18 protein-coding genes are annotated in these 19,315 nt (G+C 67.0%); 15 read left to right on the top strand and 3 right to left on the bottom strand.

Annotated features, from left to right (window positions below):
* Positions 1-12 precede the first annotated feature (12 nt).
* From ACQR10_RS27995 to lpxK, 3 genes are read left to right on the top strand one after another with little or no spacing between them, the layout of a single operon-like run.
* Positions 13-753: a lysophospholipid acyltransferase family protein gene (locus tag ACQR10_RS27995; protein ID WP_315801916.1), complete on the top strand. Its 741-nt coding sequence runs from the start codon at positions 13-15 to the stop codon at positions 751-753.
* Positions 746-2,053, top strand: coding sequence for a 3-deoxy-D-manno-octulosonic acid transferase (locus tag ACQR10_RS27990; protein WP_315801917.1), 1,308 nt, complete (start codon positions 746-748; stop codon positions 2,051-2,053). Before ACQR10_RS27995 ends, ACQR10_RS27990 begins: the two co-directional genes overlap by 8 nt.
* Positions 2,046-3,071, top strand: coding sequence for a tetraacyldisaccharide 4'-kinase (gene lpxK / locus ACQR10_RS27985; protein WP_315801918.1), 1,026 nt, complete (start codon positions 2,046-2,048; stop codon positions 3,069-3,071). The genes ACQR10_RS27990 and lpxK overlap by 8 nt, the downstream gene beginning before the upstream one ends.
* Here the strand turns inward: lpxK and ACQR10_RS27980 are convergent.
* Entirely contained in the window at positions 3,041-3,268 is a 228-nt protein-coding gene (locus ACQR10_RS27980) for a DUF2093 domain-containing protein (protein WP_315801919.1), read from the bottom strand. The genes lpxK and ACQR10_RS27980 overlap by 31 nt on opposite strands.
* 199 nt (positions 3,269-3,467) lie before the next feature.
* On the opposite strand from ACQR10_RS27980, the gene ACQR10_RS27975 reads away from it, so the two are divergent.
* Positions 3,468-4,298 (top strand): dienelactone hydrolase family protein, encoded by an 831-nt coding sequence (locus tag ACQR10_RS27975; RefSeq protein WP_315801920.1) that lies wholly within the window; start codon positions 3,468-3,470, stop codon positions 4,296-4,298.
* Positions 4,299-4,305: 7 nt separating this feature from the next.
* On the opposite strand, the gene xseA is transcribed toward ACQR10_RS27975, so the two are convergent.
* On the bottom strand, positions 4,306-5,922 hold the full coding sequence (gene xseA / locus ACQR10_RS27970) for an exodeoxyribonuclease VII large subunit (RefSeq protein WP_316217130.1): 1,617 nt from the start codon (positions 5,920-5,922) through the stop codon (positions 4,306-4,308).
* A gap of 131 nt (positions 5,923-6,053) precedes the next feature.
* On the opposite strand from xseA, the gene ACQR10_RS27965 reads away from it, so the two are divergent.
* From ACQR10_RS27965 to ACQR10_RS27925, 9 genes are all read left to right on the top strand, one after another.
* Complete coding sequence (locus ACQR10_RS27965; RefSeq protein ID WP_434912136.1) at positions 6,054-7,040, top strand: alpha/beta hydrolase; 987 nt, start codon at positions 6,054-6,056, stop codon at positions 7,038-7,040.
* Positions 7,041-7,053: 13 nt separating this feature from the next.
* The gene (locus tag ACQR10_RS27960; protein ID WP_434848808.1) at positions 7,054-7,602 is read left to right on the top strand and encodes a hypothetical protein; all 549 of its coding nucleotides are present in this window, start codon (positions 7,054-7,056) and stop codon (positions 7,600-7,602) included.
* A 4-nt stretch (positions 7,603-7,606) separates the two neighbouring features.
* Positions 7,607-7,921 (top strand): transcriptional regulator, encoded by a 315-nt coding sequence (locus ACQR10_RS27955; protein WP_316217127.1) that lies wholly within the window; start codon positions 7,607-7,609, stop codon positions 7,919-7,921.
* Between the two features lie 71 nt (positions 7,922-7,992).
* Positions 7,993-9,276 (top strand): phosphoribosylamine--glycine ligase, encoded by a 1,284-nt coding sequence (purD, locus tag ACQR10_RS27950; RefSeq protein ID WP_316217126.1) that lies wholly within the window; start codon positions 7,993-7,995, stop codon positions 9,274-9,276.
* Between the two features lie 116 nt (positions 9,277-9,392).
* The gene (locus tag ACQR10_RS27945) at positions 9,393-12,614 is read left to right on the top strand and encodes an adenylate/guanylate cyclase domain-containing protein (RefSeq protein ID WP_316217125.1); all 3,222 of its coding nucleotides are present in this window, start codon (positions 9,393-9,395) and stop codon (positions 12,612-12,614) included.
* A gap of 95 nt (positions 12,615-12,709) precedes the next feature.
* Positions 12,710-13,159 (top strand): hypothetical protein, encoded by a 450-nt coding sequence (locus tag ACQR10_RS27940; protein WP_315801927.1) that lies wholly within the window; start codon positions 12,710-12,712, stop codon positions 13,157-13,159.
* A 291-nt stretch (positions 13,160-13,450) separates the two neighbouring features.
* The gene (locus tag ACQR10_RS27935) at positions 13,451-13,906 is read left to right on the top strand and encodes a hypothetical protein (protein ID WP_316217124.1); all 456 of its coding nucleotides are present in this window, start codon (positions 13,451-13,453) and stop codon (positions 13,904-13,906) included.
* Positions 13,903-14,619: a class I SAM-dependent methyltransferase gene (locus ACQR10_RS27930; protein ID WP_316217123.1), complete on the top strand. Its 717-nt coding sequence runs from the start codon at positions 13,903-13,905 to the stop codon at positions 14,617-14,619. Before ACQR10_RS27935 ends, ACQR10_RS27930 begins: the two co-directional genes overlap by 4 nt.
* On the top strand, positions 14,619-15,932 hold the full coding sequence (locus ACQR10_RS27925; RefSeq protein ID WP_316217122.1) for a cytochrome P450: 1,314 nt from the start codon (positions 14,619-14,621) through the stop codon (positions 15,930-15,932). Before ACQR10_RS27930 ends, ACQR10_RS27925 begins: the two co-directional genes overlap by 1 nt.
* 3 nt (positions 15,933-15,935) lie before the next feature.
* Here the strand turns inward: ACQR10_RS27925 and tadA are convergent, their stop codons facing one another.
* A complete protein-coding gene (tadA, locus tag ACQR10_RS27920; RefSeq protein WP_434863868.1) occupies positions 15,936-16,382 on the bottom strand; it encodes a tRNA adenosine(34) deaminase TadA in 447 nt (148 codons plus the stop codon).
* A 133-nt stretch (positions 16,383-16,515) separates the two neighbouring features.
* Here tadA and ACQR10_RS27915 point away from each other — a divergent pair, with 133 nt between their 5' ends.
* Both ACQR10_RS27915 and rsmD read left to right on the top strand, forming a co-directional pair.
* A complete protein-coding gene (locus tag ACQR10_RS27915; RefSeq protein WP_434863869.1) occupies positions 16,516-18,627 on the top strand; it encodes a pseudouridine synthase in 2,112 nt (703 codons plus the stop codon).
* Positions 18,628-18,636: 9 nt separating this feature from the next.
* Positions 18,637-19,191, top strand: coding sequence for a 16S rRNA (guanine(966)-N(2))-methyltransferase RsmD (gene rsmD / locus ACQR10_RS27910; protein ID WP_316179448.1), 555 nt, complete (start codon positions 18,637-18,639; stop codon positions 19,189-19,191).
* Positions 19,192-19,315 lie beyond the last annotated feature (124 nt).

The following is a 19,315-nucleotide window of genomic DNA, read 5'->3' as shown; positions in this document are numbered from 1 at the left end:
AAAGCTCGTCACTTGAAACATCTGGTTCGCAATACGCTGCGCAGCGGCTGGTTCCAGCGCGCCGTCGGGTTCCTCGCCGCCGAGTACCTGCGTCTGGTGTGGCTGACCAACCGCTTCACCTATGAGCCGCCCGAGGTCTACGATATCGTCGAGCCGCAGATGCCGGCGATCTTCGCGTTCTGGCACGGCCAGCATCTGCTGACCCCCTTCATCAAGAACAAGCCGAGCTATCGCGCCAAGGTGCTGATCTCCCGCCATCGCGACGGCGAGTTCAACGCGATCGCGGCGGAGCGGCTCGGCATCGGAACCATCCGCGGCTCCGGCGATCACGGCTCTTCCTTCCACCGGAAAGGCGGAGTAGGAGCTTTCAAGGAGATGGTGCGGGCGCTCGAAGACAACTATAATGTTGCATCGACCGCCGATGTGCCGAAGCGCGCGCGGATTGCGGGTCTCGGCATCATCATGCTCGCGCGTGAAACAGGACGTCCGATCATGCCGTTCGCAATGGTCACGAGCCGCTTCATCCGCCTGAAGAACTGGGACAGCACCACCATCAATTTGCCATTCGGCCGCGGCGCATTGGTGGGAATCAAGGAAATCAACGTGCCGCGCGATGCCGACGCCGCGATGATGGAAGAGGCGCGTCTCGACCTCGAGGCGACGCTGAACCAATGCATGCGCCGCGCCTATGAGATCGTCGGCCGTCCCGAGGCCTGTCCCCCGCCGGTCGCGTCGGGAGCATCGAGTGCCTAGCCCGCTGCCGATGGCCCTGCGTGTCTACCGCGGGTTGTCCTCGGCGGCATCGCCGCTTGCGCCGGCCCTGATCAGGCAGCGGCTCAAGCATGGCAAGGAGGATCCGGAGCGGACCGACGAGCGTCGCGGCCTGAGCCACGACACCCGCCCGCTGGGTCCGCTGGTCTGGATTCACGGCGCCAGCGTCGGCGAGGTGCTCGCGGCGGCGGCACTGATCGAGCGGCTGCGTGAGCTCAACATCCGCATCCTCATCACGTCCGGCACCGTGACCTCGGCCGCGATCGTGGCCAAGCGTTTCCCACCCGACGTGATCCACCAATACGTGCCCTATGACACGCCGCGCTTCGTCGAGCGGTTTCTCGATCATTGGCGTCCCTCGCTCGGGCTGTTCATCGAGTCCGATCTCTGGCCCAACCTGATCCTGGCCGGTGCCTCGCGGCGGGTGCCGATGGTGGTGATCAACGGCCGCATGTCGCCGCGCTCGTTCCCGCGCTGGCGCCGCATGTCCGGCACCATCTCCGCTTTGCTGGGACGCTTTGATCTCTTCCTGACGCAGTCGCAGGCGGATGCCGACCGGTTCTCCGCGCTCGGCGCGCGCAACGTCATCACCACCGGCAATCTCAAGCTCGACGTGCCGGCGCCGCCCGCCGATCCGGCGAAGCTCGATCGGCTCACGGCGATGACGCGCGGCCGTCCGGTCGTCGTCGCCGCCTCCACGCATCCCGGCGAGGACGAGATCCTGATCGCGGCCCATAAGGCCTTGTCTGCGGCCTATCCGTCGCTGCTCACCGTGATCGTGCCGCGCCATCCGCATCGCGGCCCGGCGGTCGCGGAGCTCGTCGCAAGCGCCGGCCTGCAGGGCGCCTTGCGGTCGCGCGAGGACCAGCCGCTCGCCGGCACCGACATCTACGTCGCCGATACCATGGGTGAGCTCGGCCTGTTCTACCGGCTGGCGCCGGTCGTGTTCATGGGCGGGTCGCTGGTCGAGCATGGCGGCCAGAACCCGATCGAGGCGGTCAAGCTCGGCGCGGCGATCGTGCATGGCCCGCACGTGTTCAATTTCACCGACGTCTACGAGGCGCTGGACAAGGCCGGGGGAGCCCGGCTCGCCCACGATCAGGAGGCGCTGATCCGGCAGCTCCGGCAGCTGCTCGCCGATCCCGCAGCCGGCAACAGCCTGGTTGCGGCAGGCACGCGCGTCGTCGATCAGCTCGGTGGCGCGCTGGAGCGGACGCTGTCGGCGCTCGAGCCGTATCTGTTGCAGGTCAGGCTCGAGATGGGGGCCGCCGGCGATGCGTGAGCCGGCCTTCTGGCATCGGCCGCCCTCCTGGCAATCGCGTCTGCTGTCCCCGCTCTCGACACTCTACGGTGCCATTGCCGCACGCCGCATGGCGCAAGTCGGAGTCGATGCAGGCCTGCCGGTGATCTGCGTCGGCAATTTCCATGTCGGCGGCGCCGGCAAGACGCCGACCGTGCTGGCGCTGACCGACATGCTGCGTGACCTCGGCGAGCGGCCGGTGGTGCTGAGCCGTGGCTATGGCGGCCGGCTGCACGGTCCCGTGGCCGTCGATCCCGCTATCCATCAGGCGGCCGATGTCGGTGACGAGCCGCTGATGATGGCCGCGCGGGTGCCGGTCGTCGTCTCGCGCGACCGCGCCGACGGCATCGGCCTCGTCAAGGCGCAGGGCGCCTCGGTCATCCTGATGGACGATGGCTTCCAGAATCCGTCGATCACCAAGGATCTCGCGCTGATCGTGATCGACGGCGCGCGCGGCCTCGGCAATGCCGAGGTGTTTCCCGCCGGACCGTTGCGCGCGCCGCTGCCGCCGCAACTGGCGCGCACCGACGCGTTGGTCGTGATCGGCGGCGGCCGAGCCAGCGATCTGGTCGCTGCGCGTGTCTCGGCGGCCGGCAAGCCGGTGTTCTCGGCCGCGTTGCAGCCCGATGCAAAGGTCGTTGCGGCGTTGCAGGGCAGGCCGCTGCTGGCGTTTGCCGGGATCGGCGATCCCGCCCGCTTCTTCCGCACCCTTCGCGGCGCGGGTCTCGACGTCAGGCGCGAGCGGGCCTTTCCGGATCACCACCCATTCACGACAGGCGACGTCGCAGCCCTCGCCAACGAAGCGAGGCGTGATGGATTTGCCCTGGTGACCACGGAAAAAGATCTCGTGCGGTTCCGCGGCCATGAGGCCGCGCCCGATGTCATGGCATTCCCGGTCACGCTGCAGTTCGACGATCTCGCCGCGTTGCGCGCGCTGGTTGTGCAACGACTGGCAGCGAAGCGTAAAGGTCAGCCGTTGGCCTTCAATGCGCCCGGATAATGCCGCTGCAGCACGGCGGTCGGCACGGCGTAGGCTTCCTGCAGATCGACACTCCAATACTTCAGCTCGTCCAGCGGAATCCGCACATCGGTGACCGCGCAGCGCACATAGCTTCCCGGTGAGATCACCCGGAAATCGCCATCCAGATACTGCACCTGCGCCTCGCCCTGGCCCGAGGGACCAAACTTGTTGAGCACGTCCGCGATCTCCAATTCCTTGCCGTGAAGTCCCTCCGCGAGCGCCGCACGCACACGACAGGCCGATTTTCGATGATGTCCTAGCATAGATGGGGGACGCTGTCCCCCCGCGCAAACCCACTGATTTGTGATGCTTCTGCACGAAACTCCGTGCTAGCTAGGTTTCAATATCCGCCGCTTGTCCCGCCCGGCTGGTTTGATGCGCTCCCTCGTCGCCATCGTTGTCTCAATGCTTTGCGCCACGGCGTTTTCAGCCTTGGCTGAGCCGTTGCCGGCGCCCGTCGCGGTCGAGATTCCCTCGGGAAGCTATGTGCTGCGCGCCCAGCTCTACCGGCCGAAGGGGGCCGGCCCATTTCCGGTCGTCGTTGCCCTGCACGGCTGCGGTGGGCTTTCCGGCCGCTCCGAGCCCGTGCTGCCGCGTTATCGCGACTGGGCGGAGGAACTGGTCGGGGACGGCAAGGCCGTCCTGCTGCCGGACAGCTACGGCTCGCGCGGGCTGGGCCCGCAATGCCGCGTCAAGGAGCGTCGTATCAGCGGCCGGCGCGAGCGTGTCGCGGACATCGTGATCGCGCAGAAATGGCTGGCCAAGCAAGCCTGGGCGATGCCCGACCGGGTCAGTCTGGTCGGCTGGGCCAGCGGTGCGAGCGCGCTGTTATGGGCGGTACGCCCGCAATTGCCCCAGCATGTCTCGCCCGATTTCCGCTCGGCGGTGGCGTTCTACCCGGATTGCCGTGCCTCGTCCGGCCTCGGCTGGAGCACGCGCGTCCCGACATTGGTGCTGATCGGCGGGCTGGACGACGTCTATTCGCCGCCCGCATGCCGACAGATGATCGATGGTGCGCGCGGCCGCAGCGCGCTGACCCGCATCGTGATCTATCCCGGCGCCTATCACGATTTCGATCGTGTGAACCTGCCGCTGCATCAGGTTGCCGGCTCGGATGCCGGGGCGCCCGAGCGCGGCCATGTCGGCTCCGATCCCGAGGCGCGCGCCGATGCGCAGAAGCTCGTGGCCGAGTGGCTGGCGCGCTGAGAACCGATCAGAACAGGCTGCCTTGATCGGCGGGATCGGGCATGCGCTTCGCTGCCGAAGGCTTGGCCTCGCGCGCAGGTTTCGGCGATGACGGCGCTGCCGGCGGAAGCGGGCGGTCCGCGCCCGCCGTGGCCGCGACCTTGCCGTCCGCAAATTCGATCGAGAGCGCGGCGCCGGGACCGATGCTCGCGGCATGGTGCAGCGGGTGGCCGGCCTCGTCACGCACCAGCGCAAAGCCACGCGCCAGCACGCTGCGATAGGACAGGGCGGTGAGGAGCTTTTCGTTCTGGCCGACGCGGGCCGACAGGCGCTGAAGCTGGGTCAGCAACGCGCGCCGGGCCCGCTCGGCCAGACGTTCGGTTCGGTCGCGCTCGCGACCGATGGCCTGGCGCTTGGCCTGCGCATAGGCCTGCCGAGAGGCCTTGAAGCGGGCATCGAGCGCCTCGAACCGCTCGCGCCGCCGGTGCAACTGGCCGCGCGACGACAGCGACAGCCGTTCGGACGACGCGATCAGGCGATGGCGCGATTGCGCGATCTGCGCGTGCAGCACGCGCAGAGTGAGCTTGGCGCTCGCCGCCGCGAACTGGCGGAAGTGCACATGCGTGTTGGTCTTCAGCGCGCGCGGCAGGCTGGCGGCCGCCGAATCCAGCCGCTGCCTGGGAATGGCGAGCAGATCTCCGGCGCCGGGCAGAGCGCGCGCGGCGGCGCGCAGCTCGTTGCGGCGGCTCTCCTGGCCACGCTGCCAGCAGACGCTGACACGGCGCGCGAGGCTTGCGACCTCCTGCATCAGCTCGCTGCGCACCGGCACCGCCATTTCCGCGGCTGCTGTCGGAGTCGGCGCACGTTTGTCCGCGGCGAAATCGATCAAGGTCACGTCGGTCTCGTGGCCGACCGCCGAGATCAGCGGGATCATGCTCTCGGCCGCGGCGCGGACCACGATCTCCTCGTTGAACGACCACAGGTCCTCCAGCGAGCCGCCACCGCGCGCGACGATCAGCACGTCGGGCCGCGGGATCGGACCGCCCTCGGGCAAGGCGTTGAAGCCGTGGATCGCGGCGGCGACCTGCTCGGCCGAGCCCTCGCCCTGTACCTTCACGGGCCAGACCAGCACGCGCCGGGGAAAGCGGTCCTCGAGCCGGTGCAGGATGTCGCGGATGACGGCGCCGGTCGGCGAGGTGACGACGCCGATCACCTCGGGAAGCCACGGCAGCAATTGCTTGCGCGCGGGATCGAACAGCCCCTCGGCCCCGAGCTTCCGCTTGCGCTCCTCCATCAGCGCCATCAGCGCGCCGATCCCGGCCGGCTCCAGCGCCTCGATGACGATCTGGTACTTCGATGAGTTGGGATAGGTGGTGAGCTTGCCGGTGGCGATCACCTCGAGCCCTTCCTGGGGCTTGAAGCGCATGCGGCCATGCACGCCCTTCCAGATCACCGCCTCGATCTTGGCGCTCTCGTCCTTGAGCGCGAAATAGCAATGCCCCGAGGAATGCGGCCCGCGAAAGCCGGTGATTTCGCCGCGCACCCGGACATGGCCGAACTGGTCCTCGACCGTGCGCTTCAGCGCCGAGGACAGCTCGGTGACGGTGAATTCGGGCGCGTTGGGCAAGGCTTCCGCAGGCGGCATCGCTGGCTGATTCGGTTCGGGGAGCAGCAGCCAAGGTAGGGGCTTTCCGCGTCCGCCGCCAATCAAGCCGTTGTCTTTTCGATAACTCTGTTATATAGAGTACTCTATAAATTGGGTGAGTGGAGGAGAGCATGCGACGCGGTGCGAAGGTCCTGTTTCGGGCCCTAGGAGGAGCGCTCTGCCTCGTCGGCGTGCTCGCTTTGGTTCTGGCCGCGATGATCGCGACGCCGCTTGCGCGCCCGCCCGAGCTCAAGTCGATCTCGGAGACGGCCGGACGGGTCGACCGCAGCACCATGCCAGGGCTGCAGCGCTTCAGTGCCCGCGATGGCACCGAGCTGGCCTATCGCCATTACCCGGCGAGCGGGGCGGCTGTCGGCAAGGTCGCGATCGTCGTCCACGGCTCCTCCGGCTCCAGCGTCGCCGTGCATGCCCTCGCCGATGCTTTGGCGGCGCGCGGCATCGAGACCTTCGCGCCCGACATTCGCGGCCATGGCGGCTCCGGCACCCGCGGCGACATCGGCTATCTCGGACAGCTCGAAGACGATCTGGCCGACCTCGTCGCCGAGCTCAGGAGGTCGATCCCGACCGAGCCGATCGTCCTGCTCGGCCATTCCGCAGGCGGCGGCTTTGCGCTGCGCGCGGCGAGCGCCCGGATCCAGGACCTGTTCACGCGCACCGTGCTGCTGTCGCCCTATCTCGGCTACGATGCGCCGACCAACCGTGAGAATTCGGGCGGCTGGGCCGGTCCCGACATTCCGCGCATCCTGGCGCTCGGCATGCTCAGGCGCATCGGTATGCCGTGTTGCGAGGCACTGCCCGTGCTGGCCTTTGCTGTCAGGCCGAACTCGGAGAAATTCCTGGCGCCGACCTACAGCTACCGGCTGTTCCGAAATTTCGCGACCCGGGGCTACAAGGTCGATCTCGCCGCGGCGAAGCACCCGGTGACCGTTATCGCCGGCGCCGATGACGAGCTGATGCTCGCCGACAAATATGCAGATGCGGTGCACGCCGTCGCGCGCGGCGTTGACGTGAAGCTGATCGCGGGCGTCAATCACATGGAGATCGTGTCGGCGCCGCAGGCGGTGAGCGCGATCGCCGAAGACGTGGCTAAGCGCTAGAGGTTCAAACCGCATGATCGACAGCCTGGAAGCCGCGCGGGCGCTCGGCGACATCGAGGATGTGATGAAGCGCGTGCGGCAGTCGCAGATCTATCGGCTGTCGAGCCTGCTGATGATGCTCTGGGGCGTTCTCGTCTTCGTCGGCAATCTCGTGACCTATCTCACGCCGGTCCACGCGGCCAAGGCTTGGCTGACGGTCTATGTCCTCGGCCTCGCCGGATCGGTGGTGTTGGGCGCGGCGGAGAAAGCGCGCTCCGGCGTGCGCAGCTTCGATGTCAGGGCGGTGCTCGCCTTCGTCATGTTCTTCGCCTTCGGTTTCTTCGTCGAGGCGATCGGCCATTTCGGACCGCGCGAGATGGGCGCGTTCTGGCCGGTCTATTTCATGCTGTTCTATGGCCTGGCCGGATTGTGGTTCGGCATCGTGTTCACGATCTTCGGTCTCTGTGTGACCGCGTTGACCCTGGTCGGCTATCTCTTCATCGGCGCGGCTTTCCCGTTGTGGATGGCGTTCGTCAATGGCGGCGGCCTGGTTCTCGGCGGCCTATGGATGCGGCGGAGCTGACGGCTTGGCGGAGCTCGACGAGATCATCCACCAGCCGCTGCGGCTGAGGATCATGGCGGCGCTGAATGCCCTGCCGGCCGGGGCCGGGCTGGAATTCGTCCGGCTGAAGAAGCTGACCGGCGCCACCGACGGTAATCTCGGCGCTCACATCGACACGCTGGCGCGCGCCGGCTACGTCGCCGTGGACAAGGCCTTCGTCGGCAAGAAGCCGCAGACCACGGTGACGGCGACCGCGGCCGGCCGTGCGGCCTTCGCCCGCTATGTCGCGAACCTGCAGGGCATCATTGCCGGGGCCGCCGCGAAGCCGCCTGAGCCATGATTTGACTCCGTTGCGAGGGCCGGGCAATTGGGGCGTCCAAATTGGCCCACCCCTCTGCGACGGCATCGACGATGAACATTCTGCTCCTTGGTTCCGGCGGCCGCGAGCACGCGCTCGCCTGGAAGATCGCCGGCTCGCCGCTGCTCACCAAGCTGTGGTGCGCGCCCGGCAATGCCGGGATCGCCAAGGAGGCCGAATGTGTCGCGCTCGACGTCGCCGATCATGCGGCGGTGATCGCCTTCTGCCGGGCGAACAAGGTGGACCTGGTGGTGGTCGGCCCCGAGACGCCGCTCGCCGCCGGAATCGTCGATGATCTCGAGGCGGCGGGCATCAAGGCGTTCGGCCCGTCGAGGCTCGCCGCCAAGCTCGAGGGCTCCAAGGGATACACCAAGGATCTCTGCGCCGAATACGATATCCCGACCGGCGCCTATTCCCGCTTCGACAACGCTCCGGAGGCGCTCGCCTACGTCCGCGAGCACGGCGCTCCGATCGTCGTCAAGGCGGACGGGTTGGCGGCCGGCAAGGGCGTCGTCGTCGCCAAGACGGTTGCCGAGGCCGAGGACGCCATCAAGATGATGTTCGAGGGCGGCTTTGGCGTTGCCGGCACCGAGGTCGTCATCGAGGAGTTTCTCGAAGGTCGGGAGGTGTCGTTCTTCGCGTTGTGCGACGGTGAGACCGCGATTCCGCTCGCCTCCGCCCAGGACCACAAGCGGGTGTTCGATCACGACCAGGGACCGAACACCGGCGGCATGGGCGCGTATTCGCCGACGCCGTTCGTGACGCAGGAGATTCATGACAAGATCATGAATCAGATCATTCAGCCGACCATTGCCGGGATGAATGCCCGGGGCACACCCTTCAAGGGCATTCTCTATGCCGGCCTGATGCTGACGGCCCAGGGGCCGAAGCTGTTCGAATACAATGTCCGCTTTGGCGATCCGGAATGTCAGGTGCTGATGCTGCGGATGATGTCGGATCTCGTGCCCGCCATGCTGGCCGCCTGCGACGGGCAGTTGAAGAATTTCGACCTGCGCTGGTTTCCCGAGGCTGCCGTCACCGTTGTCATGGCCGCGAAGGGCTATCCCGGCGACTACGCCAAGGGCGGTGTCATCGAGGGGCTCGACGACGCCGCGAGGATCGAGGGCGTCGAGATCTTCCACGCCGGTACGGTGACAAAGGACGGCGCCATTCTCGCCAATGGCGGGCGCGTCCTCAATGTCTGCGCGTCGGGCAAGACCGTCACCGAGGCTCAGGCGCGGGCCTATCAGGCCGTCGACCGCATCAAATGGGCCGACGGCTTCTGCCGGCGCGACATTGCCTGGCAGGCGGTGGCGCAGGAAAGCGGTCAGGGCTGAGCATCGTGATCGCCGCAGTCGGCCCCGCAAGGCTATTTTTCCCGTGCGAATTGTGGCAGTTCCATAGACTCATGCCTTGATGGGATGAATCAGTTCCGCCGTGGAACGGAGGGGCCATGGAATGCGCGCGGTGCGGCAGGCAGAATCAGCCAGGGAGAGCCTCGTGCGACCGGTGCGGCGAGCCGCTCAGCCTCAGATGTGAGGCGTGCAACCAGACCAACAGTCCGTCGAATCGCTTCTGCGGCCAATGCGGCGCGCCGTTGCCCGGCCGGCTGGCTCCGCCCGACCAGGCGGCGCAGCGCGTCCTGAGGACCCTGAGCAGCAAGGGTGGAGAACGCAAGCGTCTCACCATCCTGTTCGCCGACATCCGCGATTCCACCCAGCTGATCGACAGCCTCGGCGATCCCGAGCTCGCGATGCAGCGGCTCGATCCGGTGCTCAACCTCATGAAGGAGGCGGTCCACCGCTATGACGGCGTCGTCAACAAGACGCAGGGCGACGGCGTCATGGCCCTGTTCGGAGCGCCGGTGCCGCATGAGGATCATGCGGTTCGCGGCTGCCTCGGCGCGCTGGCGATGCAGGACTCCATCGCGCGCCTCGCCGACCCGCATTTGCAGGTCCGGGTCGGGCTGCACACCGGCGAGGTGATCGTCCAGGTCGTCGAGAACAGCATGTACCAGACCTACGACGCGGCCGGCGCCAACGTCCATCTCGCCAATCGTCTGGAGCACATGGCCGAGGCCGGCACCATCCTAATCAGCAAGGAGACCTACACCGGCGCCAGGCAGTTCGTCGAAGCCGAGCCGCTCGGCACCCACGCGCTGCGCGGCATTGCCTCGCCGGTGTCGATCTACAAGCTGATCGGCCGCCTCAGTGCGCCGGCGAGCGACGTCTTCCGCAGCGGCCAGCGCCTGTTGCCGCTGATCGGGCGCAATGCTCAGCTCGCGGTGCTCGAGCGCGAGCTCGACGACGTCCTGGCCGCCCGCGGCGCTGTCGTCGGCATTGTGGGTGAGGCCGGCATCGGCAAGAGCCGGCTGTGCTTCGAGTTCGCCGAGCACTGTCGCCGCCAGGGCATTCGCGTCTACGAGGCGCGCGTGCTGGCACATGGCCGCGCCACCCCGTTCCAGCCGGTGCTCGAATTGCTGCGCGACTTCTTCGGCATCCGGCCGAAGGAGCCGGTGGAGGTGTCGCGCCAGCGCGTGGTCGACCGGCTCGAAGCCATTGCCATGCCCGACACGGCGCTGGTCCTGCTCCTGGACTTCATGAATCTCGCCGATCCGGCACGGCCGGCGCTCCGGCTCGATCCCGGCGTGTTCAAGACCCGTCTGCTGAACGTGTTCAAGACGCTGTTCCGTGCGGCGCCCGCCGACGGCGCCATGGTGATCACGATCGAGGACCTGCATTGGGTCGACGAGGCCAGCGAGGAATTCGTCGAGGCGCTCGCGGAGGCCACGGTCGGGACCAAGACACTGCTGGTCGTGAACTACAGGCCGGGTTTCGCCGCCTCCTTCATGCAGCAGGCCCCATTTCACGAACTGCACATCGTCCCGCTTGCCTCCGAGGAGGCAAGCGAGCTGCTACGCGGGGTGTTCGGTGACGATCCTTCGCTCGAGGTGCTGGCGCGCGACATCGTCGAGCGCGCGCAGGGCAATCCGTTCTTCCTCGAGGAGCTTGCCAGCGCCGTTTCCGAAAGCGGCGGCTTCGAGGGTGAGCGCGGCGCCTACCGTCTCAAGGGTGGCATCGGACCGATTCCACTGCCGCCGACCGTGCATGCGGTCGTGGCCGCGCGCATCGATCGTCTCGGCGAATCTGCCAAGAACGTGCTGGAAGCAGCGGCCGTGATCGGCCGATCGGTCGCGCTGGCGGTGCTCAAGCCCGTAACCGGCATCGATGACGCAGAGCTGTTCGATGCGCTCGCTCAGCTCAGGCAGGCCGATCTTCTCTACGATCTGCCGCCGTTCGACATGGGCGTGCTCGCCTTTCGCCATCCGCTGATCCAGGAGGTCGCCTATGCGATGCAGCTGCGGTCCCGGCTGAGCACGATCCACGCTGCCGTGGCCAAGGCGATCGAGGCGCTCGATTGGGGGACGCAGGACGAATTCGCCGCCCTGATCGCCTCGCACTATGAGTTCGCCGGCCAGACCATGCAGGCGGTCGAGCATCTGCAGCGCGCGGCGCGCTGGATCGGCCGCACCAACACGGCGGAGGCGCTGCGGCTGTGGAAGAAGATCCGCTCCCTGCTGCAGGCGCTGCCGCAATCGGAGCGCGTCGACCGCCTGCGTGCGCTGGCCAGCGGCCAGATCCTGAACTTCGGCTGGCGCGAAGGCATCTCGGCCGAAGAGGTCAAGCCTTTTGCTGAAGAAGCGTTGAGATTTGCCCGCTCCTCCGACAAGGCGCATGAGCCGTTGTTGATCGGCGCTTATGGCCGCGTGCTCGCTTCGACGGGAGCGGCCGATGACTACGTCGACCTGGCGCAGAACGCCATCAAGCTGACCTCGGGCGAGGGGGATGTTGGCCGCTACGCGACCGTCAACGCCATGCTGGCGCAGGCATACACACATTCGGGACGGATGAACGAGGCGCTCTCGGCGGCCAATACAGCCATCGCTGCAATGGCAAGCCAGGCCGGCTTCGACAGTCACGTCACGCTTGGTTTGAACCCGAACCAGATTCTCGGCTTTGACGTCAGCTATTGGGTGAGATGCATCAGGGCGCGCGCAATGGCTCATCTCGGCCAGATCGAGGATGCTCGCAGCGAGCTTCTCGAGTTGGTGCAGCAGCCTTCATCCGAGGTCGCACCGGTGCTCCAGTTCGTCCCGCACTTCAACCTCGTGGAGCTGGCATGGATGGTCGAAGACCAGAGCCTTGCGCGCGAGCACGCAAGGCGAGTTTCCGATCTCGCTGAAACATCCGGCATTCCCTACATCCGCGTGCTCACCTTGCTCTGCGCAAGCCTCGAACAGGCTTTGACCGGTCGATTCGCCGACGCGACGAATGAGATGGTTGGCGCGATCGAAGCCGCTCGGGCCGCAAGGACGGGGCTCGAGCTCGAGGCGCGCATGGCCGCCATAAATGCCGATCTGCTTTACCGGAGTGACGACTTCGATGCCGCCATCGAGGCCAGCAAACAGGCGATCCTTGTAGCCAAGCGAAAGACGGATCGAGTGGCGGAGTGTTACGCGACGACCGTTCTGGGCCTTGCTCTTGCCGGAGCCGGCAGGAACGAGCAGGCTGCGGGACTTCTTGAGCAGATAGGACATCTCATGAATGTCTCCGGTGCGTTCTGTCTGCGTTCATTAGTTCAGAAACTGCAATTGCATCTTGAAGCAATGCAATGATGCATGCATTGTCGATTCGTTGAATTCCGGCTTTTTCAGATTTGGGGGTTACAATGGGGGTAATGATTAAAGACAGTACTACCCTTGATATTATCGTGCAGCTCAACAAACGGTTCGATGCAGATGCCTTGCCCGAAATGGTCGAGCTGCAACGGGAGTTCGGGGTCTTCTCGCTGAGGCATAGTCTACAGCAGTCCTTTGCTTTGCTCGGAATCGTGCCTGCCGACTGGTCCGAGCGGCGGCGCTGGTACAAGTTTCTCGAGTTTCTGAAGACGTATCCATCGGACATCGCCAGCGTGAACGGCCATGATCGTGTGATCCAGGCGTTCAAGGATGATCTGGAGTGCGAAAAGCCGCTGCCGGTCTCGATCGTCTGTCACTCTGCGGCAGAGGATCCCCGTGTCACCGTGTCGGAAGGACGTCCGATCGTTTTCTCCCTCGACAAGCACGTCATTATCTCTATCCCGACGACGCCCGGTCGTGAGGCACGCAAGCAGGCCGCTGAGACCGCACGGGCGAGGCGGGTCGAAAAACGCAAGAAGTGAGGCGACCACGAGGGTCGTCTTCGGAGACGAGGCTCTTTGCTCGATTCCCCTGTTCTGACGTCGATGTCTATCGCGCCGCGCCGTCTCGAGCGATCACCGACCCGGTTCGGTGCTGGTGTGCGTGCGAAGCTGAGCGCTGCCTTGCGCCGTTCAGCTTCGCTGTCCCCTTTGGCGGCAGATCGTCCTTGATGGTCCGGAGAAAAGAAGGCACCATGACACCGGTGCATTCTGCGCTATCGGGAGGAAGCCGTTATGGGAGCGATGATGAAGGACAGCACGACGCTCGACGTCGTGGTTCAGTTCAACAAGCGGTTCGAGGCTGACGCGGTGCCGGAGATGGCCGAGTTGCAGCGCGAGTTCGGGATCTTTTCTGCCGAGCATGGCCTGCAGCGCTCGTTCACCTTGCTTGGCATCGTGCCTGCCGACTGGAATGAGCGCCGTCGCTGGTACAAATTCCTGGATCATCTCAAGACCTATCCTTCGGACCGCGACGGCGTAAATGGTCACGATCGAGTCGTCGAGGCTTTCAAGGAGGATCTGGAATCGGGCGCGCCGTTGCCGATCTCGCTCGTCTGTCATTCGGCCGCCGATGATCCGCGCGTCACTGTCTCTCGTGGACGGCCTGTCGTCTTCGCGTCCGACGTGCACGTCATCGTGTCGATTCCGACGACGCCCGGCCGCGTCGTGCGACAGCAGATTGCAAAGACGGTGCGGGAGCGGCGCGCTCGAGAGCTCAGCATGCAGTGAGCGCCAGATCTGCCACACGCACGGCGAAGGACGTTCCGAGCCTCGGCTTGATCCAGGCGGACGTCGATGCCTATTACTCTGCCTGCGTTGCGCGTCACGGCGCAACGCCGCGCGGCGTTGACTGGTCGTGCGAGGCGACGCAGGGCCTGCGCTTCGTGCAACTGATGAAGCTGTGCGACGTGTCGGCGCCGTTCAGCCTCAATGACATCGGTTGCGGCTATGGCGCGCTGGTGCCGTTTCTTGAATCGCGTTTTGCGTCCTGTGAGATTGACTATCTCGGCATCGACCTGTCCCGCGCCATGATCAGCCGGGCGCGGCGCCGCTTTGCCGCCCCCTTGCGGCGCTTCGTCGTCGCGTCGGAGAGCCCGCGCATCGCCGACTATTCGGTCGCCTCGGGCATCATGAACGTCAACGTCGGCTATTCGCGCGACGCCTGGGAAGGCTACATCAAAGCCATGTTGCAGCGCATGTTCGCGACCAGCCGGCGCGGCTTTGCCGTCAATTTCATGCGAGCGGCCGCTGATGAGGAGCAGGACGGCGATCCCGCCAAGGCGCGCCTGTATCGCACTACGCCGGACGTTTGGGCCACCCACTGCGAGCAGGAGTTTGCGGCGGCCGTCGAGGTCATCGGCAACTACGGGATGAAGGAGTTCACGCTCCTGGTGCGCCGCCTGACTCATGCCGCCCCATCGCAAGCAGGGCTCTCGCACTGATGTCGGCTGTTCCGTCGCTATCCTCGCAGACAGATCGCCGCAGCGCCGCCGTCGAGCGTGCTGTGGACGTGCTGATCTCCTCGCGAGGTCACGCCGATCCAACGCGGCTGGAACGCGCCTGTGCGCTGCTGCGCCAGCGCGCGCCGCTGCATTGGGTTGAACGCTCGGGCGTTCGTCCGTTCCGGGCGGTCACGCGCTATACCGACATTGTCTCGATCGAGACACGGAGCAATGAGTTTGCCGCGGGCCCGCGCACCTATCTCGCCAGCGAGACCTCCGAGGCCGTGCTGCAGCGTGTCACCGGCAAGCCGCAACTCGTGCGCAGCCTGACCGAGATGGATCCGCCGGATCACGGCGTTTATCGCGGCATCATCCAAGGCGCCTTTGCGCCGCCGGTCTTGCGCGAGATGGAGACATGGCTGTCGCAATGGGCCGCCGAGATCATCGACCGGGTTTCCGCGCGCGGCGCCAGTTGCGACTTCGCAGGCGACGTGGCGCTGCCCTTCACCTTCCGGGTGATCGGCCGCATGCTGGGCACGCCGGAGGCCGACGATGCCCGGCTTGCGCGGCTCGCCCAGGCCTTCGTGGGCGCCGAGGATCCGCGGCGCCGTCTCGCCGAGGCGCCGGGCGATACGATGCGGATGGCCATGCTGGCGCTGCGCGATTATTTCGAAGCCGTCGTGGCCGACCGGCGCGCCCGACCGCGCGACGATCTCGCCAGCCTGATTGCGCATGCCGCGCCGCATGGCGCGGCAATGCCGCATTACGAGCTGATCTCCTACTTCATCCTGCTGGTCACGGCGGGCCACGATACGACGGCGCTCGCATTGGCGGGCGGCCTGGCGGCGCTGCTCGCGGCGCCCGAGCAGATGGTGCGGCTGCGGGCCGAACCCGAGCTGCTCGATCCGGCGATCGAGGAAATCCTGCGCTGGACCTCGCCGGTGCGGCACTTCATGCGCACCGCGGTCTGCGACACCGAGGTCGGGGGGCAACGCATTCGCGAAGGCGATGCGCTGGCCTTGTTCTTCCATTCGGCCAATCGCGACGAGACCGTGTTCGACGACGCCGGCGCGTTCCGGATCGATCGCAGTCCGAACCCGCACATCGCCTTCGGCCGTGGTCCGCACATCTGCATGGGACTGCAGCTGGCGCGGATGCAGATGCGGGCGCTATTTGCGGAGCTGCTGCGCCGGACCGAACGGATCGAACTCGCCGGGCGGGTGCGCCGGGTGCGGTCGCCCTTCATGAGCGGCGTCTCCAGCCTCCCGGTTCGCATGAGCTTTCGCGCGCTGCGCAAGGAGGCGGCTGCATAGGCCTCACCGCCGCGCCTTGAAGAACTCCTTCAGCATCTGCGCCGCCTGCTGCTCGCCCACCGCCGAATAGACCTCCGGGGCGTGATGGCAGGTCGGCGCCGTGAAAAAGCGCACACCCGACTCGACCGCACCGCCCTTCGGATCGGCGGCCCCGTAATACAGCCGTCGGATGCGCGCGAAGGAGATCGCGCCAGCGCACATCGTGCACGGCTCGAGCGTGACGTAGAGGTCGCACTCGACCAGCCGCTCGCTGCCGACGACCTGGGCCGCCTGCCGCAGTGCCAGGATCTCGGCATGCGCGGTCGGATCGTGGTCGGTCAAAGTGCGGTTGGCGGCGGTGGCGATGACCGCGTTGTCACGGACAACGACGCAGCCGATCGGCACCTCGCCGGAAATTGCGGCCGATTCGGCCGCTTTCAGCGCCAAATCCATGAAAGAAGGGCTGTTCATGGCTCGTCACGCCCGCCCAAGTCTGCTACTGGATCGCCCTTCAGCACAACCGGACCCCGATTTCCTGCGTGACATGCGCTGCTTCAGAAGCGCGCGGTTCACGCGTCGTCCTGCACCTCGAAGTGAGACCTTCATGCCCCGCACCACCGACAAAGACAACGATTCCCGCGGCCGCCGTGGCGGCGCCCCGCGGGGGCGGTCCGAGGGCGGCAAAGGACGCTCGGGCGCCGCACGTGGGCCGGAAAAGAAGTTCGCCAAGCGCGGCTTCGGCGACAAGGAAGCGGGTGGCCGGGGCAAGCGCTCCTTCGACGAGGGCCGCGCCCCGCGCCGCCGCGACGACGGCGATGCGCCGCGCAAATCCTTTGGCGACAAGCCGCGCTTCAACCGCGATGAGCGGCCGCGCGGCGATCGGCCCTATGCCGCTCGCCCGGCGCGGTCGGGCGATGGCGAGAAGCGCGCCTTCAAGCCGCGTGGCGACCGGCCGAAATTCGATCGCGACGAGCGGGGCGGCGAGAAGCGTCCCTATACGCCGCGCGCCGGTCGCGACGAGGCTCGTCCGGCGGGGCGATCGTCCGAGCGCAAGTTCGGCGAGCGCAAGCCCTACGCTCCGCGGGAGCGCGATGGTGAGAAACGCCCCTATACGCCACGCGGCGAGGGCGCGCGTGATCGCGGCGACCGGCCGCCCACCGAGCGCAGCTTCGGCGACCGTCCGCCGCGGACCGGCGATCGCCCTGAGCGCAAGTTTGGCGGAGAGCGCAAGTTCTCTCGCGGCGCTGAAGGCGATCGGGGCGAGCGCAAGTTCGGTGCCGGCGCGCGCGGGCCGCGCAAGGAGTTTGGCGACCGTCCCTCGCGCGGCGAGAGCAAGCCGTGGCAGAAGCGCGGCGCGGATGGCGATCGCCCGGAACGCAGCCCGCGTCCGCCGCGCGAAGGCGGCCGCAGCTTCGATCGCCCGCGCACCCAGCGCAGCAGCGAGGATCGTCCGAAATTCGACAGGCCCAAATTCGACAAGCCGAAGTTCGACCGCCCGCGGGATCGGGGCGAGGAGCGCAGCTTCGACCGGCCGCGCCGTCCCGAGGGGCGCACCGACTGGCAGGAGCATCCGCGCAGCGAACGCCGTGGCCGCGACGGCTTCTCCGAGCGGCCGCGCCGCGACAATGAAGACGACAGCAAGGTCTTCGCCAAGCGTCCGGCGTTCGGCGGCCGCGGCGCCTATCGCGAGCGCAAGCCCGAGACCGACAAGCGCAGCGCCCGCGTTGCCGCCGAGCCGGCCGCACCGAAGAAGGCCGGCGAGCGCATCGCCAAGGTGCTGGCCCGCGCCGGCCTCGCCTCGCGCCGCGACGCCGAGGAGATGGTCACGCAGGGCCGCGTGACGGTGAACGGCCGCGTCATCAACTCCCCCGCGCTCGATGTCACCGAGAATGACGTGATCCAGGTCGACGGCGCGCCGCTGCCGGAGCGCGAGCGCACGCGGCTGTTTCTGTATCACAAGCCGCGCGGGCTGATGACGACGCACAGCGACCCCGAGGGGCGGCCGACGGTGTTCGACAATCTGCCCGAGGGCCTGCCACGGCTGATCTCGATCGGCCGACTCGACTTCAACACCGAAGGGCTCTTGCTGCTCACCAATGACGGCGGCCTCGCGCGCGTGCTGGAATTGCCGGACACCGGCTGGACGCGGCGCTATCGCGTCCGCGCCCATGGCGAGATCACACAGGCGCAGCTCGATCAGCTCGCCGCGGGCGTCGAGGTTGACGGCGTCAAATACGGCCCGATCGAAGCGACCTTGGAGCGCGATCAGGGCGCCAATGTCTGGCTCGTCGTCGCGATCCGCGAGGGCAAGAACCGCGAGGTTCGCAACGTGCTCGCGCATCTCGGCCTCGAAGTGAATCGCCTGATCCGCGTCTCCTACGGTCCGTTCCAGCTGCTGGAGCTGCCCGAGGGCGAGGTGCAGGAAGTCAAGACGCGGGTGCTGCGCGAGCAGCTCGGCGAGAAGGTCATTGCGCAGTCGGGTGCTGATCTCGGTCCTGCGGGCAAGGGCAATCGCGAGCCGTTGCCGGACCCGAAGCCCAAGCCGAAGCGCGAGGTCGTCGCCGACCGCAAGGGCCGCCGCGTGCTCGTCCAGCGTACCGGCAGCGAGGAAGCGCGCGAGCGCCACGAAGCCGAGGCGCGTTCCCCCGGTCCGCCGCGGCGGCCGAAGCGCGGCTATCACGGCAAGCGCGATATCACGCCGCAGGATGACGAGTAGGGTGTTGCGATGCGTGTCGTCGGTGGACGGCTGAAGGGCCGCAACATCGCTTCGCCTGCGTCGCGTGACATCCGGCCGACGCAGGACCGGCTGCGCGAGGCGCTGTTCAACATCCTCGTCCACGCCTACGAGGATCCGATCGAGGGCGCACGCGTGCTCGATTTGTTTGCCGGCACCGGCGCGCTCGGCATCGAGGCGACCTCGCGCGGCGCGGCGTTCACGCTGTTCGTCGACAACGGCGCCGAGGCAAGGGCGCTGCTGCGCAACAATGTCGAATCGCTCGGGCTCGGCGGCGTCACCAAGGTCTACCGCCGCGACGCCACCGATCTCGGACCGGCGCATCCGGTCGAGCCGTTCTCGCTGGTGTTCCTCGATCCGCCCTATGGCAAGGGCTTGGCCGAGAAGGCGCTGGCCTCGCTGCGCGACGGCGGCTGGCTCGTGCCATCGGCGCTGCTCGTGGTCGAGGAGTCCAAGGCTGCCGCGTTCAAGGCGCCCGAGGGGTTCGAAGAGCTCGAGCGCCGCGCTTACGACGACACGGAGTTCGTGTTCCTGCGCCGGTCCTGATCCTCGCTCGCTGTCGCCCCTGCGAACGCAGAGGCCCATAGCCACAGGATTGCGTTGGGAGGCTGGCTGCTCGTAACGTCGTTCATGTCCCTGACTGCTGCTGCGGCGTATGGGTCCCGGATCG

It is taken from the genome of Bradyrhizobium sp. HKCCYLRH2060 (genome assembly GCF_051168135.1).
Lineage (GTDB): Bacteria > Pseudomonadota > Alphaproteobacteria > Rhizobiales > Xanthobacteraceae > Bradyrhizobium.
The sequence above is the reverse complement of the archived record's forward strand: the minus strand, read 5'-3'. Positions and strand labels throughout refer to the sequence as shown.